Genomic DNA, 17,319 nt, shown 5'->3' on the forward strand with positions numbered 1-17,319 from the left:
GCGGTATGGTACAAGAAATTGCACAGAAAATTATTGCGACTGCGAAAGAAAAGAAGGCTCAGGATATCTATTTTATCCCCAAGGAAAAATCCTACGAACTTCACATGCGGGTTGGAGACGAACGGTGTCTAGTTGACTCCTATGAGTTTGATGTTTTAGCTGCTGTGATTAGTCATTTTAAGTTTGTAGCGGGTATGAATGTAGGAGAGAAGAGGCGTAGTCAGCTGGGCTCTTGCGACTACCATCATGGGGAGAAGGTGTCTTCTATGCGTTTGTCTACCGTGGGAGATTATCGGGGACATGAGAGTTTGGTTATTCGTTTGTTGCACGATGAGGAGCAGGATCTGCATTTCTGGTTTCAGGATATTGGAGAACTGGGCAAGCAGTACAGGCAACGGGGCCTCTACCTTTTTGCAGGTCCAGTCGGAAGTGGCAAGACGACGCTGATGCACGAATTGGCAAAATCCCTTTTTAAGGGACAACAAGTCATGTCCATTGAAGATCCTGTCGAGATCAAGCAGGAAGACATGCTCCAGTTGCAGTTGAATGAGGCGATTGGCTTGACCTATGAAAATCTGATTAAGCTGTCTCTTCGACATCGTCCTGACCTCTTGATTATCGGAGAAATTCGTGACAGCGAGACAGCGCGTGCAGTTGTCAGAGCCAGTTTGACAGGTGTAACAGTCTTTTCAACCATTCATGCCAAGAGTATCCGAGGTGTTTATGAACGTCTTCTGGAGTTGGGTGTGACGGAGGAGGAATTAGCAGTTGTTCTACAAGGCATCTGCTACCAGAGATTAATCGGGGGAGGAGGAATCGTTGACTTTGCAAACCAAGACTATCAAGAACATCAGCCAACCAGGTGGAATGCGCAGATTGACCAGCTTCTTAAAGATGGACATATCACAGGTCTTCAGGCTGAAACGGAAAAAATTAGCTACAGCTAAGCAGAAGAAAATCATCACCCTGTTTAACAACCTCTTTTCCAGTGGCTTTCATTTGGTAGAAATTATTTCTTTCTTGGGGAGAAGCGCCTTGCTGGAAAAGGACTATGTGGCCCAGATGCACCAGGGCCTGTCTCAGGGGAAATCTTTCTCAGAAATGATGAACAGCTTGGGCTTTTCAAGTGCTATTGTGACCCAATTATCCCTAGCTGAGGTGCACGGGAATCTTCATCTGAGTTTGGGAAAGATAGAAGAATATCTGGATAATTTAGCCAAGGTCAAGAAAAAGTTAATTGAAGTGGCGACTTATCCTTTGATTTTGCTGGGATTTCTCCTGCTAATCATGCTGGGGTTGAGAAACTACTTGCTGCCTCAACTGGACAGTAGCAATATCGCCACCCAAATCATCGGCAATCTGCCACAAATTTTTCTGGGACTAGTGTTGGTTTGCTCTCTGTCTTTACTTTTAGCCCTCACTTTCTACAAAAGAAGTTCTAAGATGCGGGTCTTCTCTATGTTAGCACGGATTCCCTTTCTTGGAATCTTTGTCCAGACTTATCTGACAGCTTATTATGCGCGTGAATGGGGCAATATGGTTTCACAGGGAATGGAGTTGACGCAGATTTTTCAGATCATGCAGGAACAAGGTTCTCAGCTTTTTAAAGAAATCGGTCAAGATCTAGCTCAAGCCCTGCAAAATGGCCGCGAATTTTCTCAAACCATAGTGAGATATCCATTCTTTAAGAAGGAGTTGAGTCTCATCATCGAGTATGGGGAAGTCAAGTCCAAGCTGGGGAGTGAGTTGGAAATCTATGCTGAAAAAACTTGGGAAGCCTTTTTTACCCGAGTCAACCGCACCATGAACTTAGTACAGCCACTGGTCTTTATCTTTGTGGCCCTGATTATCGTTTTACTTTATGCGGCAATGCTCATGCCCATGTATCAAAATATGGAGGTAAATTTTTAAAATGAAAAAACTTATGACAAATTTGAAAAAAGCCAAGGCGAAAGCCTTTACTCTCGTGGAAATGTTGGTGGTCCTTTTAATCATCAGCGTTCTCCTCTTGCTCTTTGTGCCTAATTTGACCAAGCAAAAGGATGCTGTTGATGACAAAGGAAAAGCTGCTGTTGTTAAGGTGGTGGAAAGTCAGGCAGAACTCTATAGTCTGGACAAGAATGAAGATGCGAGTCTAAGTAAATTACAGGCGGACGGCCGTATCACAGCTGAGCAAGCCAAGGCTTATAAAGAATACCATGCAAAACAAAAAACAAGTCAAACTGTTGCAGATTAAGGCCTTTACTATGCTGGAAAGTCTCTTAGTTTTGGGACTTGTGAGTATCCTTGGTTTAGGCTTGTCTGGTTCTGTCCAGTCCACTTTTGCGGCGGTAGAGGAGCAGATTTTCTTTATGGAGTTTGAAGAACTATATCGCGAAACCCAAAAACGCAGTGTTGCGAGTCAGCAAAAGACCAGCTTAAACTTAGATGGGCAGACAATCAACAATGGTAGTCAGAAGTTGACTGTTCCCAAAGGGATTCAGGCACCATCTGGACAAACGATTCATTTTGACCGAGCTGGGGGCAATTCGTCTCTGGCTAAGGTTGAATTTCAGACCAGCAAAGGAGCGATTCGCTATCAATTATATCTAGGAAATGGAAAAATTAAACGCATTAAGAAAACAACAAATTAAGGCAGTGATTTTACTAGAAGCAGTAATAGCGCTAGCCATATTTGCCAGCATTGCGACCCTCCTCTTGGGACAAATTCAGAAAAATAGACGAGAAGAGGCAGAAATCTTGCAAAAAGAGGAAGTCTTACGTGTGGCGAAGATGGCCCTGCAGACAGGGCAAAATCAAGTGAAGGTAAATGGAGTGGAGATTCAGGTATTTGCTAATGAAAAGGGATTGGAGGTCTACCATGGTTCAGAGAAGTTGCTCGACCTTAAAGAGCAGTAAGGTAAGAGCTTTCACTCTTTTAGAATCTCTGCTTGCCCTTATCGTCATTAGCGGAGGCTTGCTCCTTTTTCAAGCTATGAGTCAGCTCCTCATTTCAGAAGTTCGTTACCAGCAGCAAAGCGAGCAAAAGGAGTGGCTCTTGTTTGTGGATCAACTGGAGGCGGAGTTAGAGCGTTCGCAGTTTGAAAAGGTGGAAGGCAATCGCATCTACATGAAACAGGATGGTAAGGATATCTCGATAGGCAAGTCTAAATTAGATGATTTTCGGAAGACCGATAGCAGTGGCCGGGGCTATCAGCCTATGGTTTATGGATTGAAATCAGCACAAATCACAGAGGAAAATCAACTGGTTCGCTTTCGTTTTCAATTTCAAAAAGGCTTAGAAAGGGAATTCATCCATCGTGTGGAAAAAGCAAAAAGTTAAGGCAGGCGTTCTCCTATACGCAGTTACTATGGCAGCTATTTTTAGCCTTTTGTTGCAGTTTTATTTGAACCGGCAAGTATCTCATCACAAAGACTTTGCCCTAAACAAAGAAAAGTTGGCAGCTTTTGCCATGGCTAAGCGAAGTAAAGATAAGGTTGAGCAAGAAAGTGGAGAACAAGTCTTTAACTTAGGAAAAGTCAGGTATCAAAATACGAAAACAGGTTTTGCAACAAGTGTTCGTATGAATAAGGGCAACTATGAATTTTTCTTTCCTCCGATGAAAACCCAAGAAAAGAAAACAGATCAAAAGGAACAAGTAGCGACTGATTCAAGCAATCAAGCAGGGAAGAAAAAATCAGAAGAAAAGCCTGAAAAGAAAGACAAATTCTAGTCAATTCAACTTCTTTGTGCTAAACTAAAAGCATGAAACATGATTTTAGTCACAAAGCAGAAACTTTTGATTCGCCCAAAAACATCTTTCTTGCAAATTTGGTTTGTCAAGCAGTTGAAAAACAGATTGATCTTTTATCAGACAAGGAAATATTGGATTTCGGTGGTGGGACGGGTCTATTAGCTTTGCCCCTGGCCAAACAGGCCAAGTCGGTTACCCTTGTGGACATTTCGGAGAAAATGCTGGAGCAAGCCCGTTTGAAAGCAAATCAGCAAGACATCAAGAATATCCAGTTTTTGGAGCAAGATTTACTGGCAAATCCCTTGGAGCAACAATTTGACCTGATTATTGTCAGTCGGGTTCTTCATCATATGCCTGATCTAGATGCGACTCTTGCCATGTTTCACCATCATCTTAGGGAGAATGGACAGGTTCTCATTGCTGATTTTGTCAAGACAGATACCAATCACCATGGTTTTGATTTAGCTGAACTGGAAACCAAGCTCGCCCAGTTTGGTTTTTCAAGCATAGACAGTCAGATTCTCTATAGTGCTGAAGGTCTTTTCCTAGGAAATTACGCAGAGCTCTTTTTAACTGTAGCCCAAAAATCACTTGCTGACTAAAGCAGTGATTTTTTTCTTCAGATGGAAAAAATAGGGGAAATTTGATAAAATAGGAACATGGATTTTGAAAAAATTGAACAAGCTTATACGTATTTACTAGAGAATGTCCAAGTCATCCAAAGTGATTTGGCGACCAACTTTTATGACGCCTTGGTAGAGCAAAACAGCATCTATCTGGATGGTGAGACTGAGCTAGAGCAGGTTAAGGAGAACAATCAAGCTCTTAAGCGCTTAGCGCTTCGCAAGGAAGAGTGGCTCAAGACCTACCAGTTTCTCTTGATGAAGGCAGGACAAACTGAGCCTTTACAGGCCAATCACCAGTTTACACCAGATGCCATTGCCCTCCTCTTGGTACTTGTTGTGGAAGAATTGCTTGATCAAGAGGAAATTAGTATCCTCGAAATTGGTTCTGGAATGGGAATTCTTGGCGCTACCTTCTTGACTTCTCTTGCTAAAAAAGTGGATTACTTGGGAATCGAAGGGGATGACTTGCTGATTGATTTGGCGGCTAGTATGGCAGATGTGATTGGTTTGCAGGCAGGTTTTGTTCAAGGCGATGCCGTTCGTCCGCAAATGCTTAAAGAAAGCGATGTGGTCATTAGCGACTTGCCTGTCGGCTATTACCCAGACGATGCAATCGCTTCACGCTATCAAGTGGCTTCTAGTCAAGAACATACCTATGCCCATCATTTGCTCATGGAGCAAGGCCTCAAGTATCTTAAGTCAGATGGCTATGCTATTTTTCTAGCTCCGAGTGATTTGTTGACCAGCCCTCAAAGTGACTTATTAAAAGGGTGGCTCAAAGATGAAGTGAGTCTGGCTGCTATCATCGCTCTGCCAGAGGATATTTTTTCAACGGTTAGTCAGGCTAAGAGTATTTTTATCTTACAAAAGAAAACCGAGCAGGAACTGCAACCTTTTGTCTATCCGCTAGAAAGTTTGCAAGATCCAGCTGCACTATTGAAATTCAAAGAAAATTTTCAAAAATGGAGTCAAGGTACTGAAAATTAAGCAAAAATTTGTTATAATGGATGAAAACGCTTAAAAGGGGTATCATCTTATGACAAAAACAATTGCAATCAATGCAGGAAGCTCAAGTTTGAAATGGCAACTCTATCAAATGCCAGAAGAAGTAGTATTAGCGAAAGGCTTGATTGAACGTATTGGCTTGAAAGACTCTATCTCAACTGTAAAATTCGACGGTCGTTCTGAAAAACAAGTTCTTGATATTGACGATCACACACAAGCCGTTAAAATTTTATTGGATGATTTGATTCGTTTTGACATCATCAAAGGTTATGATGAAATAACTGGTGTTGGGCACCGTGTTGTGGCTGGTGGTGAATATTTCAAAGAGTCAACCTTGGTAGAGGGAGATGTTTTGGAAAAGGTTGAAGAGTTGGGACTTTTGGCTCCTCTTCACAATCCAGCCAACGCGGCAGGAATTCGTGCCTTCAAGGAATTGCTTCCAGATATTACCAGCGTTGTTGTTTTTGATACATCATTCCATACAACCATGCCAGAGAAAGCCTATCGCTATCCTCTTCCAAACAAATACTACACTGAAAATAAAGTTCGTAAGTATGGAGCCCACGGGACAAGTCATCAGTTTGTAGCAGGAGAAGCAGCTAAAATTTTAGGTCGCCCCCTAGAAGAGTTGAAATTGATTACTTGTCATATTGGAAATGGTGGTTCTATTACAGCTGTCAAAGGCGGTCAGTCTGTTGATACATCTATGGGCTTTACTCCACTTGGTGGTATTATGATGGGTACTCGTACAGGTGATATTGATCCGGCAATTATTCCCTATTTAATGCAACATACAGATGACTTTAATACACCAGAGGATATCAGTCGAATTCTCAATCGTGAGTCAGGACTTTTGGGTGTTTCTGAGAGATCAAGCGATATGCGTGATATTCACGAAGCTATGCATGCGGGTGATGAGAAAGCGCAACTGGCAAATGAGATTTTTGTGGATCGTATCCAAAAGTATATTGGTCAGTATTTGGCAGTTTTGAACGGTGCAGATGCCATTATCTTTACAGCCGGAATTGGAGAAAATTCTGTAACGATTCGTCAGATGGTTATTGAAGGTATTTCTTGGTTTGGCTGTGATGTGGATCCTGAAAAGAATGTCTTTGGCGCTACAGGAGATATTTCGACTGATGCTGCTAAAGTTCGTGTCTTAGTCATCCCGACAGATGAAGAATTGGTCATCGCTCGTGACGTTGAACGCTTGAAAAAGTAAGAAGAACTGAATAAAATTACAAGGTAAGATACAATAAAAAGGAGTTGGGAGATAAATTTTCCCAACTTTTTGTTGTTGAAACAGTGTAAAACCTTGTCATTATTGGCTTTTTTGAAATTTATGGTATAATAGTAGTAATTTAATAGATGGAGTGGAGTTTTGAAGAAAAGCTTTCGTGTAAAAAGAGAGAAAGATTTTAAGGCGATTTTCACGGATGGAACAAGTTTTGCTAATCGTAAATTTGTTGTCTACCAATTGGAAAATCAGAAAAGTCATTTTCGAGTAGGGCTGTCCGTCAGTAAGAAATTAGGGAATGCAGTCACCAGAAATCAAATTAAAAGACGGATTCGACACATTTTGCTAAGTGTAAGGGAGCAGTTAGCTGATAACGTTGATTTTGTCGTGATTGCTCGAAAAGGGGTTGAAGGCTTGGATTATGCAGAAATGGAGAAAAATCTACTCCACGTATTAAAATTATCAAAGATTTACCGGGAAGGAATTAGGAGTGAAAAAGAAACTACAGTTGACTAGTTTGCTGGGCTTGTCCTTATTTGTCATGACAGCCTGTGGGACAAGCGATGTTGCAGCAGATTCTACAGATATATGGAGTAAATTTGTCTATTTTTTTGCTGAAATCATCCGCTTCTTGTCCTTTGACGTTAGTATCGGAGTGGGGATTATCCTCTTTACGATCCTGATTCGTACGATTCTATTGCCAGTCTTTCAGACTCAGATGGTGGCCTCTAGAAAAATGCAAGAGGCTCAACCACGCATCAAGGCTCTGCAAGAACAATATCCAGGTCGTGATATGGAAAGTAGAACCAAGCTGGATCAGGAGATGCGGAAGGTCTATAAAGAATTAGGGGTCAAACACTCTTCTTCTCTCTGGCCGATTTTGATTCAAATGCCAGTCCTCTTGGCTCTCTTCCAAGCCTTGACTCGAGTAGACTTTTTGAAAACAGGGCATTTTTTGTGGGTGAACCTTGGGGGAGTAGACACAAGCTTTATCCTTCCGATTTTGGCAGCAGTCTTTACCTTCTTAAGTAGTTGGTTATCGAATAAGGCTTTGCCTGAAAGAAGTGGAGCTATGACAGGGATGATGTACGGGATGCCTGTACTGATCTTTATCTTTGCCATCTCTTCACCTAGTGGCGTAGCCTTGTACTGGGCAGTATCCAATGCTTATCAAGTTTTGCAAACTTACTTCTTAAATAATCCTTTTAAGATTATTGCAGCGCGTGAGGCGGAAGTACAAGCTAAAAAAGATTTGGAAAATAGAAAAAGAAAAGCCAAGAAAAAGGCTCAGAAAACGAAATAATAAGGAGGAATCTGATAATGGTATTATTTACAGGTTCAACTGTTGAAGAAGCAATCCAGAAAGGATTGAAAGAGTTAGGTATTCCGAGAATGAAGACTCACATCAAGGTCGTGTCCAAAGAGAAGAAAGGTTTTTTAGGCTTATTTGGGAAAAAACCAGCTCAAGTTGATATTGAGGCGATTAGTGAGACGACTGTGATTAAGGCCAATCAACAAGCTGTAAAAGGTGTTCCGAAAGAAATAAATGAACAAAACGAACCTGTTAAGACAGTAACAGAGGCGACAGTTGATCTTGGTCATGTTGTTGAGGCGATCAAAAAAATAGAAGAGGAAGGTCAGGGTGTTTCTGATGAAATCAAGGCTGAAATCTTGAAAAATGAGAAACATGCTAGCACGATTTTAGAAGAGACAGGTCACATCGCGATTTTAAATGAATTGCAGACAGGAGATGCTGGAGTGGAAGACCCAGCAGAGTGTGAAGAATTTGTATCTATGTCAGAATCGGTAGAAAGCCAGTCTTTGGAAGATCTGGGTTTGAAGGTGGAGCCGAGTTATGACATCGAACAAGTAGCAGCTCAAGTGGCTAACTATGTCCAAACCATTGTTGATGATATGGATGTTGAAGGGACGATTTCAAGCGACTACAATCGTCGTACGATTAATCTTCAAATCGATACCAATGAGCCTGGTCGCATTATCGGCTATCATGGGAAAGTATTGAAAGCACTTCAGCTTTTGGCGCAAAACTACCTCTACAATCGTTATTCAAGAACTTTCTACATCACGATCAACGTCAATGATTACGTTGAACATCGTGCAGAAGTGTTGCAAACCTATGCACAAAAATTGGCGACTCGCGTTCTAGAAGAAGGACGTAGCCAACAAACAGATCCAATGTCGAATAGCGAACGCAAGATTATCCATCGCATTATTTCGCGCATGGATGGTGTGACGAGTTATTCTGAGGGTGATGAACCAAATCGATATGTTGTCGTAGATACAGAATAAATAAAATCAGGTTCATCCTGATTTTTTGTTAGAAAAAGGAGAAGAAACAGATGATGGAAGCAATCAGGAACTATCTATTTTATGCAGGTATCCAATATCGTCATCCAGATAAGGCTGGAGATGAGCGAGAGAAGATGCTGGAATTGCGCCACAAAGGGCAGGAGGCTCGCAAGGCTTTTACGAACTTAGCCAAGGTCTTCCAAGAAAAGCATCCAGAATGGCAACTGCAACAGACTAGTCAGTGGATGAATCAAGCGCAACGCTTGCGACCGCATTTCTGGGTCTATCTACAAAGAGAGGGGGAGGTGACAGAACCCATGTTGGCGCTGCGTTTGTATGGAAATCCCTCAGACTCTGGTATTTCCTTAGAAGTCAGTTTCATCGAGCGTAAGAAAGACGAACAGACTTTAGACAAGCAAGCCAAGGTTTTAGAGCTTCCAGCGGTAGAAGGGATTTATTATCTAGTCTACTCAAATGGGGAAAGTCATAAGGTGGAGGCTACTGAGGAGAACCGTCGTACTTTACGCGAGAAGGTGAGAAGTCAGGAAGCCCGAAAAGTCTTAGTCAAGTCAGATGTTTCCTTCATTGAAAATCAGTCAGTAGAAGTGATATTGGATAAGCTAGAAGATGCTTATACGCGCTTGCTTCCGTACTATGAGGTGACGAGGGGATAGAAAATCACATGTGTTAGATGAACGCAAATTGTTTTATTGCTATTCTATGCATTTTTTCATATAATAGTAAAATAGAATGTGTGATTCATTAATCACCTCAAAGAGAAAGGAAATTCTATGTCAAATCTATCTGTTAATGCAATTCGTTTTCTAGGTATTGACGCCATCAACAAAGCAAACTCAGGTCACCCAGGGGTGGTTATGGGGGCTGCTCCAATGGCCTATAGCCTCTTTACAAAACAACTTCGCATCAATCCAGCACAACCAAACTGGATCAATCGCGACCGTTTTATTCTTTCAGCAGGTCACGGCTCTATGCTTCTTTATGCCCTTCTTCACCTTTCTGGTTTTGAAGATGTTAGCATGGATGAAGTCAAGAACTTCCGCCAATGGGGTTCAAAAACACCAGGTCACCCAGAATTTGGGCATACAGCAGGGATTGACGCTACAACTGGTCCTCTAGGACAAGGGATTTCTACTGCCACCGGCTTTGCCCAAGCAGAACGTTTCCTAGCAGCGAAATATAACCGTGAAGGCTTCAATATCTTTGACCACTATACTTATGTGATCTGTGGAGATGGAGATTTGATGGAGGGTGTCTCAAGCGAGGCGGCTTCATATGCGGGCTTGCAAAAACTTGACAAGTTGGTGGTTCTTTATGATTCAAATGACATCAACTTGGATGGTGAGACAAAGGATTCCTTTACAGAAAGTGTTCGTGACCGTTACAATGCCTACGGTTGGCATACAGCCTTGGTTGAAGATGGAACAGACTTGGAAGCTATCCATGCTGCTATCGAAGCAGCAAAAGCTTCAGGGAAACCATCTTTGATCGAAGTGAAGACTGTGATTGGATACGGCTCTCCAAACAAACAAGGAACCAATGCTGTACACGGTGCTCCTCTTGGAGCAGATGAAACTGCGGCTACTCGCCAAGTTCTTGGTTGGGACTATGAACCATTTGAAATTCCAGCTGAAGTTTATGCTGATTTCAAAGAAAATGTTGCAGACCGTGGCGCATCAGCTTATCAAGCTTGGACAAAACTAGTTGCTGACTATAAAGAAGCACATCCAGAACTGGCTGCAGAAGTAGAAGCCATCATTGACGGACGCGATCCAGTTGATGTGACTCCGGCAGACTTCCCAGCATTAGAAAATGGTTTCTCTCAAGCAACTCGTAACTCAAGTCAGGATGCTTTGAACGTTGTCGCTGCCAAGTTGCCAACTTTCCTAGGTGGATCAGCTGACCTCGCTCACTCAAACATGACTTACATCAAAACGGATGGACTTCAAGATGATGCTAATCGCTTGAACCGCAATATTCAGTTTGGTGTTCGTGAATTTGCAATGGGAACGATCTTGAACGGGATGGCCCTTCACGGTGGACTTCGTGTATACGGTGGTACTTTCTTCGTCTTCTCTGACTATGTGAAAGCAGCTGTCCGCTTGTCAGCCTTGCAAGGACTTCCTGTGACTTATGTCTTTACCCACGATTCTATTGCAGTTGGTGAAGATGGTCCAACTCACGAACCAGTTGAACACTTAGCAGGTCTCCGTGCTATGCCAAATCTGAATGTTTTCCGCCCAGCAGATGCGCGTGAAACTCAAGCAGCTTGGTACCTTGCAGTGACAAGCGAAAAAACACCAACTGCCCTTGTCTTGACACGTCAAAACTTGACTGTCGAAGAAGGAACAGACTTTGACAAGGTTGCGAAAGGTGCCTATGTCGTCTATGAAAATGCAGCAGACTTTGACACAATCTTGATTGCGACAGGTTCAGAGGTCAATCTAGCTGTCGCAGCTGCCAAAGAATTGGCTAGCCAAGGTGCAAAAGTCCGTGTAGTCAGCATGCCATCAACAGATGTCTTTGACGCACAAGATGCAGCTTACAAGGAAGAAATCCTTCCAAATGCAGTTCGTCGTCGTGTTGCAGTCGAAATGGGAGCAACTCAAAACTGGTACAAGTATGTTGGTCTTGATGGTGCAGTTCTCGGTATTGATACCTTTGGAGCATCTGCCCCAGCACCAAAAGTATTGGCAGAGTACGGATTTACAGTTGAAAATCTAGTCAAAGTCGTTCAAAACTTGAAATAATCACAAAAATCAGAGTGAAAACTCTGATTTTTTATAACCATAAAAACAAGGCACAATCTTGTAAAAGTAGCTGAAATTTGATATAGTAGTCCTATGTAAATACAAAGGAGAAAATACTATGGAAAATATTAGTCCAAATTTAACATTTGTGATCATGCTTGTAGGTATGTTTGCCTTGATGTTCTTTATGCAACGTTCTCAAAAGAAACAAGCACAAAAGCGTATGGAAAGCTTGAACAAGCTTCAAAAAGGCTATGAAGTCATTACAATTGGTGGGCTTTACGGAACAGTGGATGAAGTAGATACTGAGAAAGGTACAATCGTACTGGATGTAGATGGCGTTTATTTGACTTTTGAATTGGCTGCAATTAAGACTGTTTTGCCACTCAAAGAAGCTGTGACACCAGAAGGAACAGTTGTTGACGAAGGCGGAGCAATCGAAGAATAAAACGGGATCTGTCACTCCCGTTTTTCTATGAGATGAGAGGAAAAGGGATGAAAAAAATAGTATTTGTTTGCTTAGGAAATATCTGTCGTAGCCCTATGGCAGAGTTTGTGATGAAGTCCATGACGAGTGATTACCAGATTGAGAGTCGGGCAACGTCATCGTGGGAACATGGTAATCCGATTCATAGGGGAACGCAAGGGATTTTCCAGCAGTATCAGATCCCTTATGACAAAGACAAAACATCGCTTCAGATTGGCAGAGAAGACTTTGAGTCGTTTGATTACATTATCGGCATGGATGCTTCAAACGTTTCAGATCTGCGTCAAATGTGTCCTCACGAACTACAGCACAAAATCTACTCTTTTGCATCTGAAAGCGTTCCAGATCCATGGTACACGGGAGATTTTGAGGAAACCTATGCTCGTATCACAAGTGGATGTCAACGCTGGCTAGATCGTTTAGAAAATGAGAGTGACAATGGAAAAGTTTAAAGAAATCTTCGAAAAATATCGAGTATATCTAACTCGCCCGCGTATAGAGATTGCAACCGTTCTTCTAATCGCTATCTGCGCCGTATCAGTTTTTCTACTAAACACACCAAAAAAGGGTGTCCTGACACTTGATGGTGGCGCACTTGTTTATGATGGTACCTTGGTACGAGGGAAAATGAAAGGTCAAGGAACCCTGACCTTTGAAAATGGAGACCAATATACAGGTGATTTCAATAATGGAGCCTTTAATGGAAAAGGGACTTTCCAATCAAAAGATGGCTGGAAATATGAAGGTGATTTTGTAAATGGCCAGGCTGAAGGTCAAGGGAAGTTGACTACAGAGCAAGAAGTTGTTTATGAAGGGACCTTTAAGCAAGGCGTTTTTCAACAAAAACAATAGTCTCCAGATTAGGGGACTATTCTCAAAAGCAAAAAAGAAAGCGCTTTCCTCGCTTGGATTCGAGAAATAACTATCAACTAGAAAAACTTTGTGAAATAAAAAAATATTTTCCATAATTTCACAATCGTCCAGACAAAACTCTATTGCGTAGCTATATTGATAAAAAAATCACAATCTTAGAAAAATTCTTTGTGAAATGCTTATGAAACGGTTTACAAAGAATTGAAAAAGAGTTATAATAAAATTGTGAAAAAATTAACAAAGGATTAAATCCTTGAAGGCTATGGAGGACAATATGGCTGATAAAAAAACGTTAACACCTGAGGAAAAACAACTCGCTGCTGAAAAGCATGTCGACGGGTTAGTGAAAAAGGCCTTGGTTGCGCTTGATGAAATGCGCAAGTTGAATCAAGAGCAAGTTGACTACATCGTAGCGAAAGCTTCAGTTGCAGCTCTTGATGCGCACGGAATTCTTGCTCAACATGCAGTTGAAGAAACTGGTCGTGGTGTATTTGAAGACAAGGCTACAAAAAACCTTTTTGCCTGTGAGCACGTTGTGAATAATATGCGTGGTGTTAAAACTGTTGGAGTTATCGAAGATGATCCAGTTACAGGCTTGACTAAAATTGCAGAACCTGTCGGTGTAGTGTGTGGTGTCACTCCAACAACGAACCCAACATCAACAGCTATTTTCAAATCATTGATTGCTTTGAAGACACGCAATCCAATCGTGTTTGCTTTCCACCCATCAGCTCAAGAATCTTCTGCTCACGCAGCACAAATCGTTCGTGATGCAGCTATCGCAGCTGGAGCACCTGAAAACTGTGTTCAATGGATTACAGAACCATCTATGGAAGCAACTGGAGCGCTTATGAACCACGAAGGTGTTGCAACTATTCTTGCAACTGGTGGTAATGCTATGGTTAAGGCGGCTTACTCATGTGGGAAACCAGCTCTTGGGGTAGGTGCTGGAAACGTTCCTGCTTATGTAGAAAAATCTGCTGACCTCCGTCAAGCTGCTCATGATATCGTCATGTCTAAATCATTTGACAATGGTATGGTCTGTGCATCAGAGCAAGCGGTTATCATTGATAAAGAAGTCTATGACGAATTTGTAGAAGAATTCAAATCATACCACACTTACTTTGTAAACAAAAAAGAAAAAGCCCTTCTTGAAGAATTCTGTTTCGGCGTGAAAGCCAACAGCAAGAACTGTGCAGGTGCTAAACTAAATGCAAACATCGTTGGTAAACCAGCGGCATGGATTGCTGAACAAGCAGGATTTAGTGTTCCAGAAGGAACAAACATCTTGGCTGCAGAATGTGCAGAAGTAGGATCGAAAGAACCATTGACTCGTGAAAAATTGTCACCAGTTATCGCTGTCCTAAAAGCTGAAGATACAGAAGACGGTCTTAAAAAAGCTCGTCAAATGGTTGAATTTAACGGACTTGGTCACTCAGCAGCTATCCATACAAAAGACGAAGCTCTTGCTAAACGCTTTGGTACAGAAATCAAAGCCATGCGTATTATCTGGAACTCTCCATCTACTTTCGGTGGTATCGGTGACGTTTACAATGCCTTCATTCCATCATTGACACTTGGATGTGGTTCATACGGACGCAACTCAGTTGGTGATAACGTGAGCGCTATTAACCTTCTAAACATCAAGAAAGTAGGGAAACGTAGAAATAATATGCAATGGTTTAAAGTTCCTTCAAAAATTTACTTCGAACGCAATTCTATCCAATACCTTCAAACTTGTGAAGATATTGAACGCGTTATGATCGTTACAGACAAATCTATCGAAAAACTTGGCTTTGTTCAACGTGTTATTGATCAATTGAACGCACGTAGCAACCGTGTAACGATCCAAGTCTTCTCGGATGTTGAACCAGATCCAGACATCACAACTGTAGAACGTGGTGCTGAAGTGATGAAAGCATTTGAACCAGATACAATTATCGCTCTTGGTGGTGGTTCTCCAATGGACGCGGCTAAAGTGATGTGGCTCTTCTACGAACAACCAGAAATCGATTTCCGTGACTTGGTTCAAAAATTCATGGATATCCGTAAACGTGCCTTCCGCTTCCCATCACTTGGTAAGAAAGCGAAATACATCGGTATTCCAACAACTTCAGGTACAGGTTCAGAAGTGACACCATTTGCCGTTATCTCTGATAAGAAAAACAACCGCAAATACCCATTGGCTGACTACTCATTGACACCAACTATTGCCATTGTTGACCCTGCTTTGGTTGAATCCGTTCCAGACTTCATCGCTGCTGATACAGGTATGGACGTCTTGACTCACGCTACTGAAGCCTACACTTCAAACTTTGCTAACGACTACACAGACGGTATCGCCCTTCAAACTATCAAACTTGTCTTTGAATGGTTGGAAAAATCTGTTAAGACAGCTGACCCAGAAGCACGTGAAAAAATGCATAATGCATCTACAATGGCTGGTATGGCCTTTGCCAATGCATTCCTTGGTATGAGCCACTCAATGGCCCACAAGATCGGTGGAGTTCACCATACTGTTCACGGACGTACAAACGCAATCTTGCTTCCATATGTTATCCGTTACAATGGAACTCGTCCATCTAAGACGACTACATGGCCTAAATACAACTACTGGAAAGCTGATGAGAAATTCCAAGACATCGCGAAAATGCTTGGCTTGCCTCACTCAACTCCAGAAGAAGCAGTTGAAGCATACGCTAAAGCTGTTTACGACCTTGGTGTTGCAGTAGGTATCAAGATGAACTTCAAAGACCAAGGAATCGATGAAAAAGCTTGGAAAGACAGCTTGCATGAAATTGCCTTGCTTGCTTATGAAGACCAATGTTCACCTGCTAACCCACGCTTGCCAATGGTAGCTGACATGGAAGAAATCATGGCAGATGCTTACTATGGCTACGCAGAACGTCCAGGACGCCGTAAATAATCGTTTATCAGCCTAGAGGCAGGAGAAATCCTGTCTCTTTTCATAGTCCTATTTTTGAAGTTAGAGTTGAACTATGAGAAGAGAAGATTATGCGGATAGGATAGAAGGGCCTAGAAATAAAAGCTTAGGTGAATGAAGGGGATTGAAAAGTAGAAAAGCAAGATAGAAAAACAACGCCCGTACTTGCAATTCTACTTAAATAGTTATATAATAATGATGTTGAAAGGTGATTTGTAGTGATTCAAGTTACTCTTTTCACAATAAAAATTTCAGGATTTTCATAAGGAGGAAATCACTAATGGTAGTTAAAGTTGGTATTAACGGTTTCGGACGTATCGGTCGTCTTGCTTTCCGCCGTATCCAAAACGTAGAAGGTGTTGAAGTTACTCGCATCAACGACCTTACAGATCCAGTTATGCTTGCACACTTGTTGAAATACGACACAACTCAAGGTCGTTTCGACGGTACTGTAGAAGTTAGAGAAGGCGGATTTGAAGTTAACGGTAAATTCGTTAAAGTTTCTGCTGAACGTGATCCAGAACAAATCGACTGGGCTAACGACGGTGTAGAAATCGTTCTTGAAGCAACTGGTTTCTTTGCTAAGAAAGCAGCAGCTGAAAAACACTTGCACGCTGGTGGGGCTAAAAAAGTTGTTATCACTGCTCCTGGTGGAAACGACGTTAAAACAGTTGTATTTAACACTAACCACGACGTTCTTGACGGTACTGAAACAGTTATCTCAGGTGCTTCATGTACTACAAACTGCTTGGCTCCAATGGCTAAAGCTCTTCAAGACAACTTCGGTGTTGTTGAAGGATTGATGACTACTATCCACGCTTACACTGGTGACCAAATGATCCTTGACGGACCACACCGTGGTGGTGACCTTCGCCGTGCTCGCGCTGGTGCTGCAAACATCGTTCCTAACTCAACTGGTGCTGCTAAAGCTATCGGTCTTGTAATCCCAGAATTGAACGGTAAACTTGACGGATCTGCACAACGTGTTCCAACTCCAACTGGATCAGTTACTGAATTGGTAGCAGTTCTTGAAAAGAACGTTACTGTTGATGAAGTAAACGCAGCTATGAAAGCAGCAGCTAACGAATCATACGGTTACACAGAAGATCCAATCGTATCTTCAGATATCGTAGGTATGTCTTACGGTTCATTGTTTGACGCAACTCAAACTAAAGTTCTTGACGTTGACGGTAAACAATTGGTTAAAGTTGTATCATGGTACGACAACGAAATGTCATACACTGCACAACTTGTACGTACTCTTGAATACTTTGCAAAAATCGCTAAATAATTCCTGAGTCGATAAAAAAGCAAGGCCTTCTGGTCTTGCTTTTT

General features: G+C 42.0%; 20 protein-coding genes. All 20 read left to right on the plus strand.

Features of this window, described 5'->3' with window-relative positions; translation table 11 throughout:
- Positions 1-5: 5 nt before the first annotated feature.
- The 20 genes from comGA (at position 6) to gap (ending at position 17,275) form a co-directional block, all read left to right on the plus strand.
- Positions 6-947 (plus strand): competence type IV pilus ATPase ComGA, encoded by a 942-nt coding sequence (gene comGA / locus FQT28_RS01175; protein ID WP_143989158.1) that lies wholly within the window; start codon positions 6-8, stop codon positions 945-947.
- Positions 895-1,911: a competence type IV pilus assembly protein ComGB gene (gene comGB, locus FQT28_RS01180; RefSeq protein ID WP_185952372.1), complete on the plus strand. Its 1,017-nt coding sequence runs from the start codon at positions 895-897 to the stop codon at positions 1,909-1,911. Before comGA ends, comGB begins: the two co-directional genes overlap by 53 nt.
- Position 1,912: 1 nt before the next feature.
- Positions 1,913-2,236, plus strand: a complete 324-nt coding sequence (gene comGC, locus FQT28_RS01185) for a competence type IV pilus major pilin ComGC (protein ID WP_125849371.1) — start codon at positions 1,913-1,915, stop codon at positions 2,234-2,236.
- Complete coding sequence (gene comGD / locus FQT28_RS01190; RefSeq protein ID WP_125849369.1) at positions 2,199-2,633, plus strand: competence type IV pilus minor pilin ComGD; 435 nt, start codon at positions 2,199-2,201, stop codon at positions 2,631-2,633. Before comGC ends, comGD begins: the two co-directional genes overlap by 38 nt.
- The gene (comGE, locus tag FQT28_RS01195) at positions 2,596-2,898 is read left to right on the plus strand and encodes a competence type IV pilus minor pilin ComGE (protein WP_185758520.1); all 303 of its coding nucleotides are present in this window, start codon (positions 2,596-2,598) and stop codon (positions 2,896-2,898) included. Before comGD ends, comGE begins: the two co-directional genes overlap by 38 nt.
- Positions 2,861-3,322: a competence type IV pilus minor pilin ComGF gene (gene comGF, locus FQT28_RS01200; RefSeq protein ID WP_143989160.1), complete on the plus strand. Its 462-nt coding sequence runs from the start codon at positions 2,861-2,863 to the stop codon at positions 3,320-3,322. The genes comGE and comGF overlap by 38 nt, the downstream gene beginning before the upstream one ends.
- On the plus strand, positions 3,300-3,713 hold the full coding sequence (gene comGG / locus FQT28_RS01205) for a competence type IV pilus minor pilin ComGG (RefSeq protein ID WP_143989161.1): 414 nt from the start codon (positions 3,300-3,302) through the stop codon (positions 3,711-3,713). The genes comGF and comGG overlap by 23 nt, the downstream gene beginning before the upstream one ends.
- A gap of 32 nt (positions 3,714-3,745) precedes the next feature.
- Positions 3,746-4,336 carry a class I SAM-dependent methyltransferase gene (locus FQT28_RS01210; protein ID WP_143989162.1) on the plus strand — a complete coding sequence of 197 codons (591 nt, stop codon included), beginning with the start codon at positions 3,746-3,748 and terminating at the stop codon, positions 4,334-4,336.
- A gap of 57 nt (positions 4,337-4,393) precedes the next feature.
- Positions 4,394-5,347: a class I SAM-dependent methyltransferase gene (locus FQT28_RS01215; protein ID WP_143989163.1), complete on the plus strand. Its 954-nt coding sequence runs from the start codon at positions 4,394-4,396 to the stop codon at positions 5,345-5,347.
- A 49-nt stretch (positions 5,348-5,396) separates the two neighbouring features.
- A complete protein-coding gene (locus FQT28_RS01220; RefSeq protein WP_143989164.1) occupies positions 5,397-6,587 on the plus strand; it encodes an acetate kinase in 1,191 nt (396 codons plus the stop codon).
- Positions 6,588-6,746: 159 nt separating this feature from the next.
- Positions 6,747-7,118: a ribonuclease P protein component gene (gene rnpA / locus FQT28_RS01225; RefSeq protein WP_000748124.1), complete on the plus strand. Its 372-nt coding sequence runs from the start codon at positions 6,747-6,749 to the stop codon at positions 7,116-7,118.
- Positions 7,093-7,905, plus strand: coding sequence for a YidC/Oxa1 family membrane protein insertase (locus FQT28_RS01230; RefSeq protein ID WP_000728102.1), 813 nt, complete (start codon positions 7,093-7,095; stop codon positions 7,903-7,905). The genes rnpA and FQT28_RS01230 overlap by 26 nt, the downstream gene beginning before the upstream one ends.
- Positions 7,906-7,922: 17 nt before the next feature.
- Positions 7,923-8,912 (plus strand): RNA-binding cell elongation regulator Jag/EloR, encoded by a 990-nt coding sequence (gene jag / locus FQT28_RS01235; protein ID WP_143989165.1) that lies wholly within the window; start codon positions 7,923-7,925, stop codon positions 8,910-8,912.
- Between the two features lie 50 nt (positions 8,913-8,962).
- Entirely contained in the window at positions 8,963-9,586 is a 624-nt protein-coding gene (locus tag FQT28_RS01240) for a ribonuclease P (protein ID WP_143989166.1), read from the plus strand.
- 117 nt (positions 9,587-9,703) lie between these two features.
- On the plus strand, positions 9,704-11,680 hold the full coding sequence (gene tkt, locus FQT28_RS01245; RefSeq protein ID WP_125399478.1) for a transketolase: 1,977 nt from the start codon (positions 9,704-9,706) through the stop codon (positions 11,678-11,680).
- A 127-nt stretch (positions 11,681-11,807) separates the two neighbouring features.
- Entirely contained in the window at positions 11,808-12,128 is a 321-nt protein-coding gene (gene yajC, locus FQT28_RS01250; protein ID WP_025168961.1) for a preprotein translocase subunit YajC, read from the plus strand.
- Positions 12,129-12,175: 47 nt separating this feature from the next.
- Positions 12,176-12,619: a low molecular weight protein-tyrosine-phosphatase gene (locus FQT28_RS01255; protein ID WP_125399479.1), complete on the plus strand. Its 444-nt coding sequence runs from the start codon at positions 12,176-12,178 to the stop codon at positions 12,617-12,619.
- Positions 12,606-13,019 (plus strand): MORN repeat-containing protein, encoded by a 414-nt coding sequence (locus FQT28_RS01260; protein WP_125450616.1) that lies wholly within the window; start codon positions 12,606-12,608, stop codon positions 13,017-13,019. The genes FQT28_RS01255 and FQT28_RS01260 overlap by 14 nt, the downstream gene beginning before the upstream one ends.
- A gap of 295 nt (positions 13,020-13,314) precedes the next feature.
- A complete protein-coding gene (adhE, locus tag FQT28_RS01265) occupies positions 13,315-15,966 on the plus strand; it encodes a bifunctional acetaldehyde-CoA/alcohol dehydrogenase (protein WP_125450617.1) in 2,652 nt (883 codons plus the stop codon).
- A 298-nt stretch (positions 15,967-16,264) separates the two neighbouring features.
- Positions 16,265-17,275 (plus strand): type I glyceraldehyde-3-phosphate dehydrogenase, encoded by a 1,011-nt coding sequence (gap, locus tag FQT28_RS01270; RefSeq protein ID WP_125450618.1) that lies wholly within the window; start codon positions 16,265-16,267, stop codon positions 17,273-17,275.
- Positions 17,276-17,319 lie beyond the last annotated feature (44 nt).

It is taken from the genome of Streptococcus oralis (assembly GCF_901543815.1).
Lineage (GTDB): Bacteria > Bacillota > Bacilli > Lactobacillales > Streptococcaceae > Streptococcus > Streptococcus oralis_CM.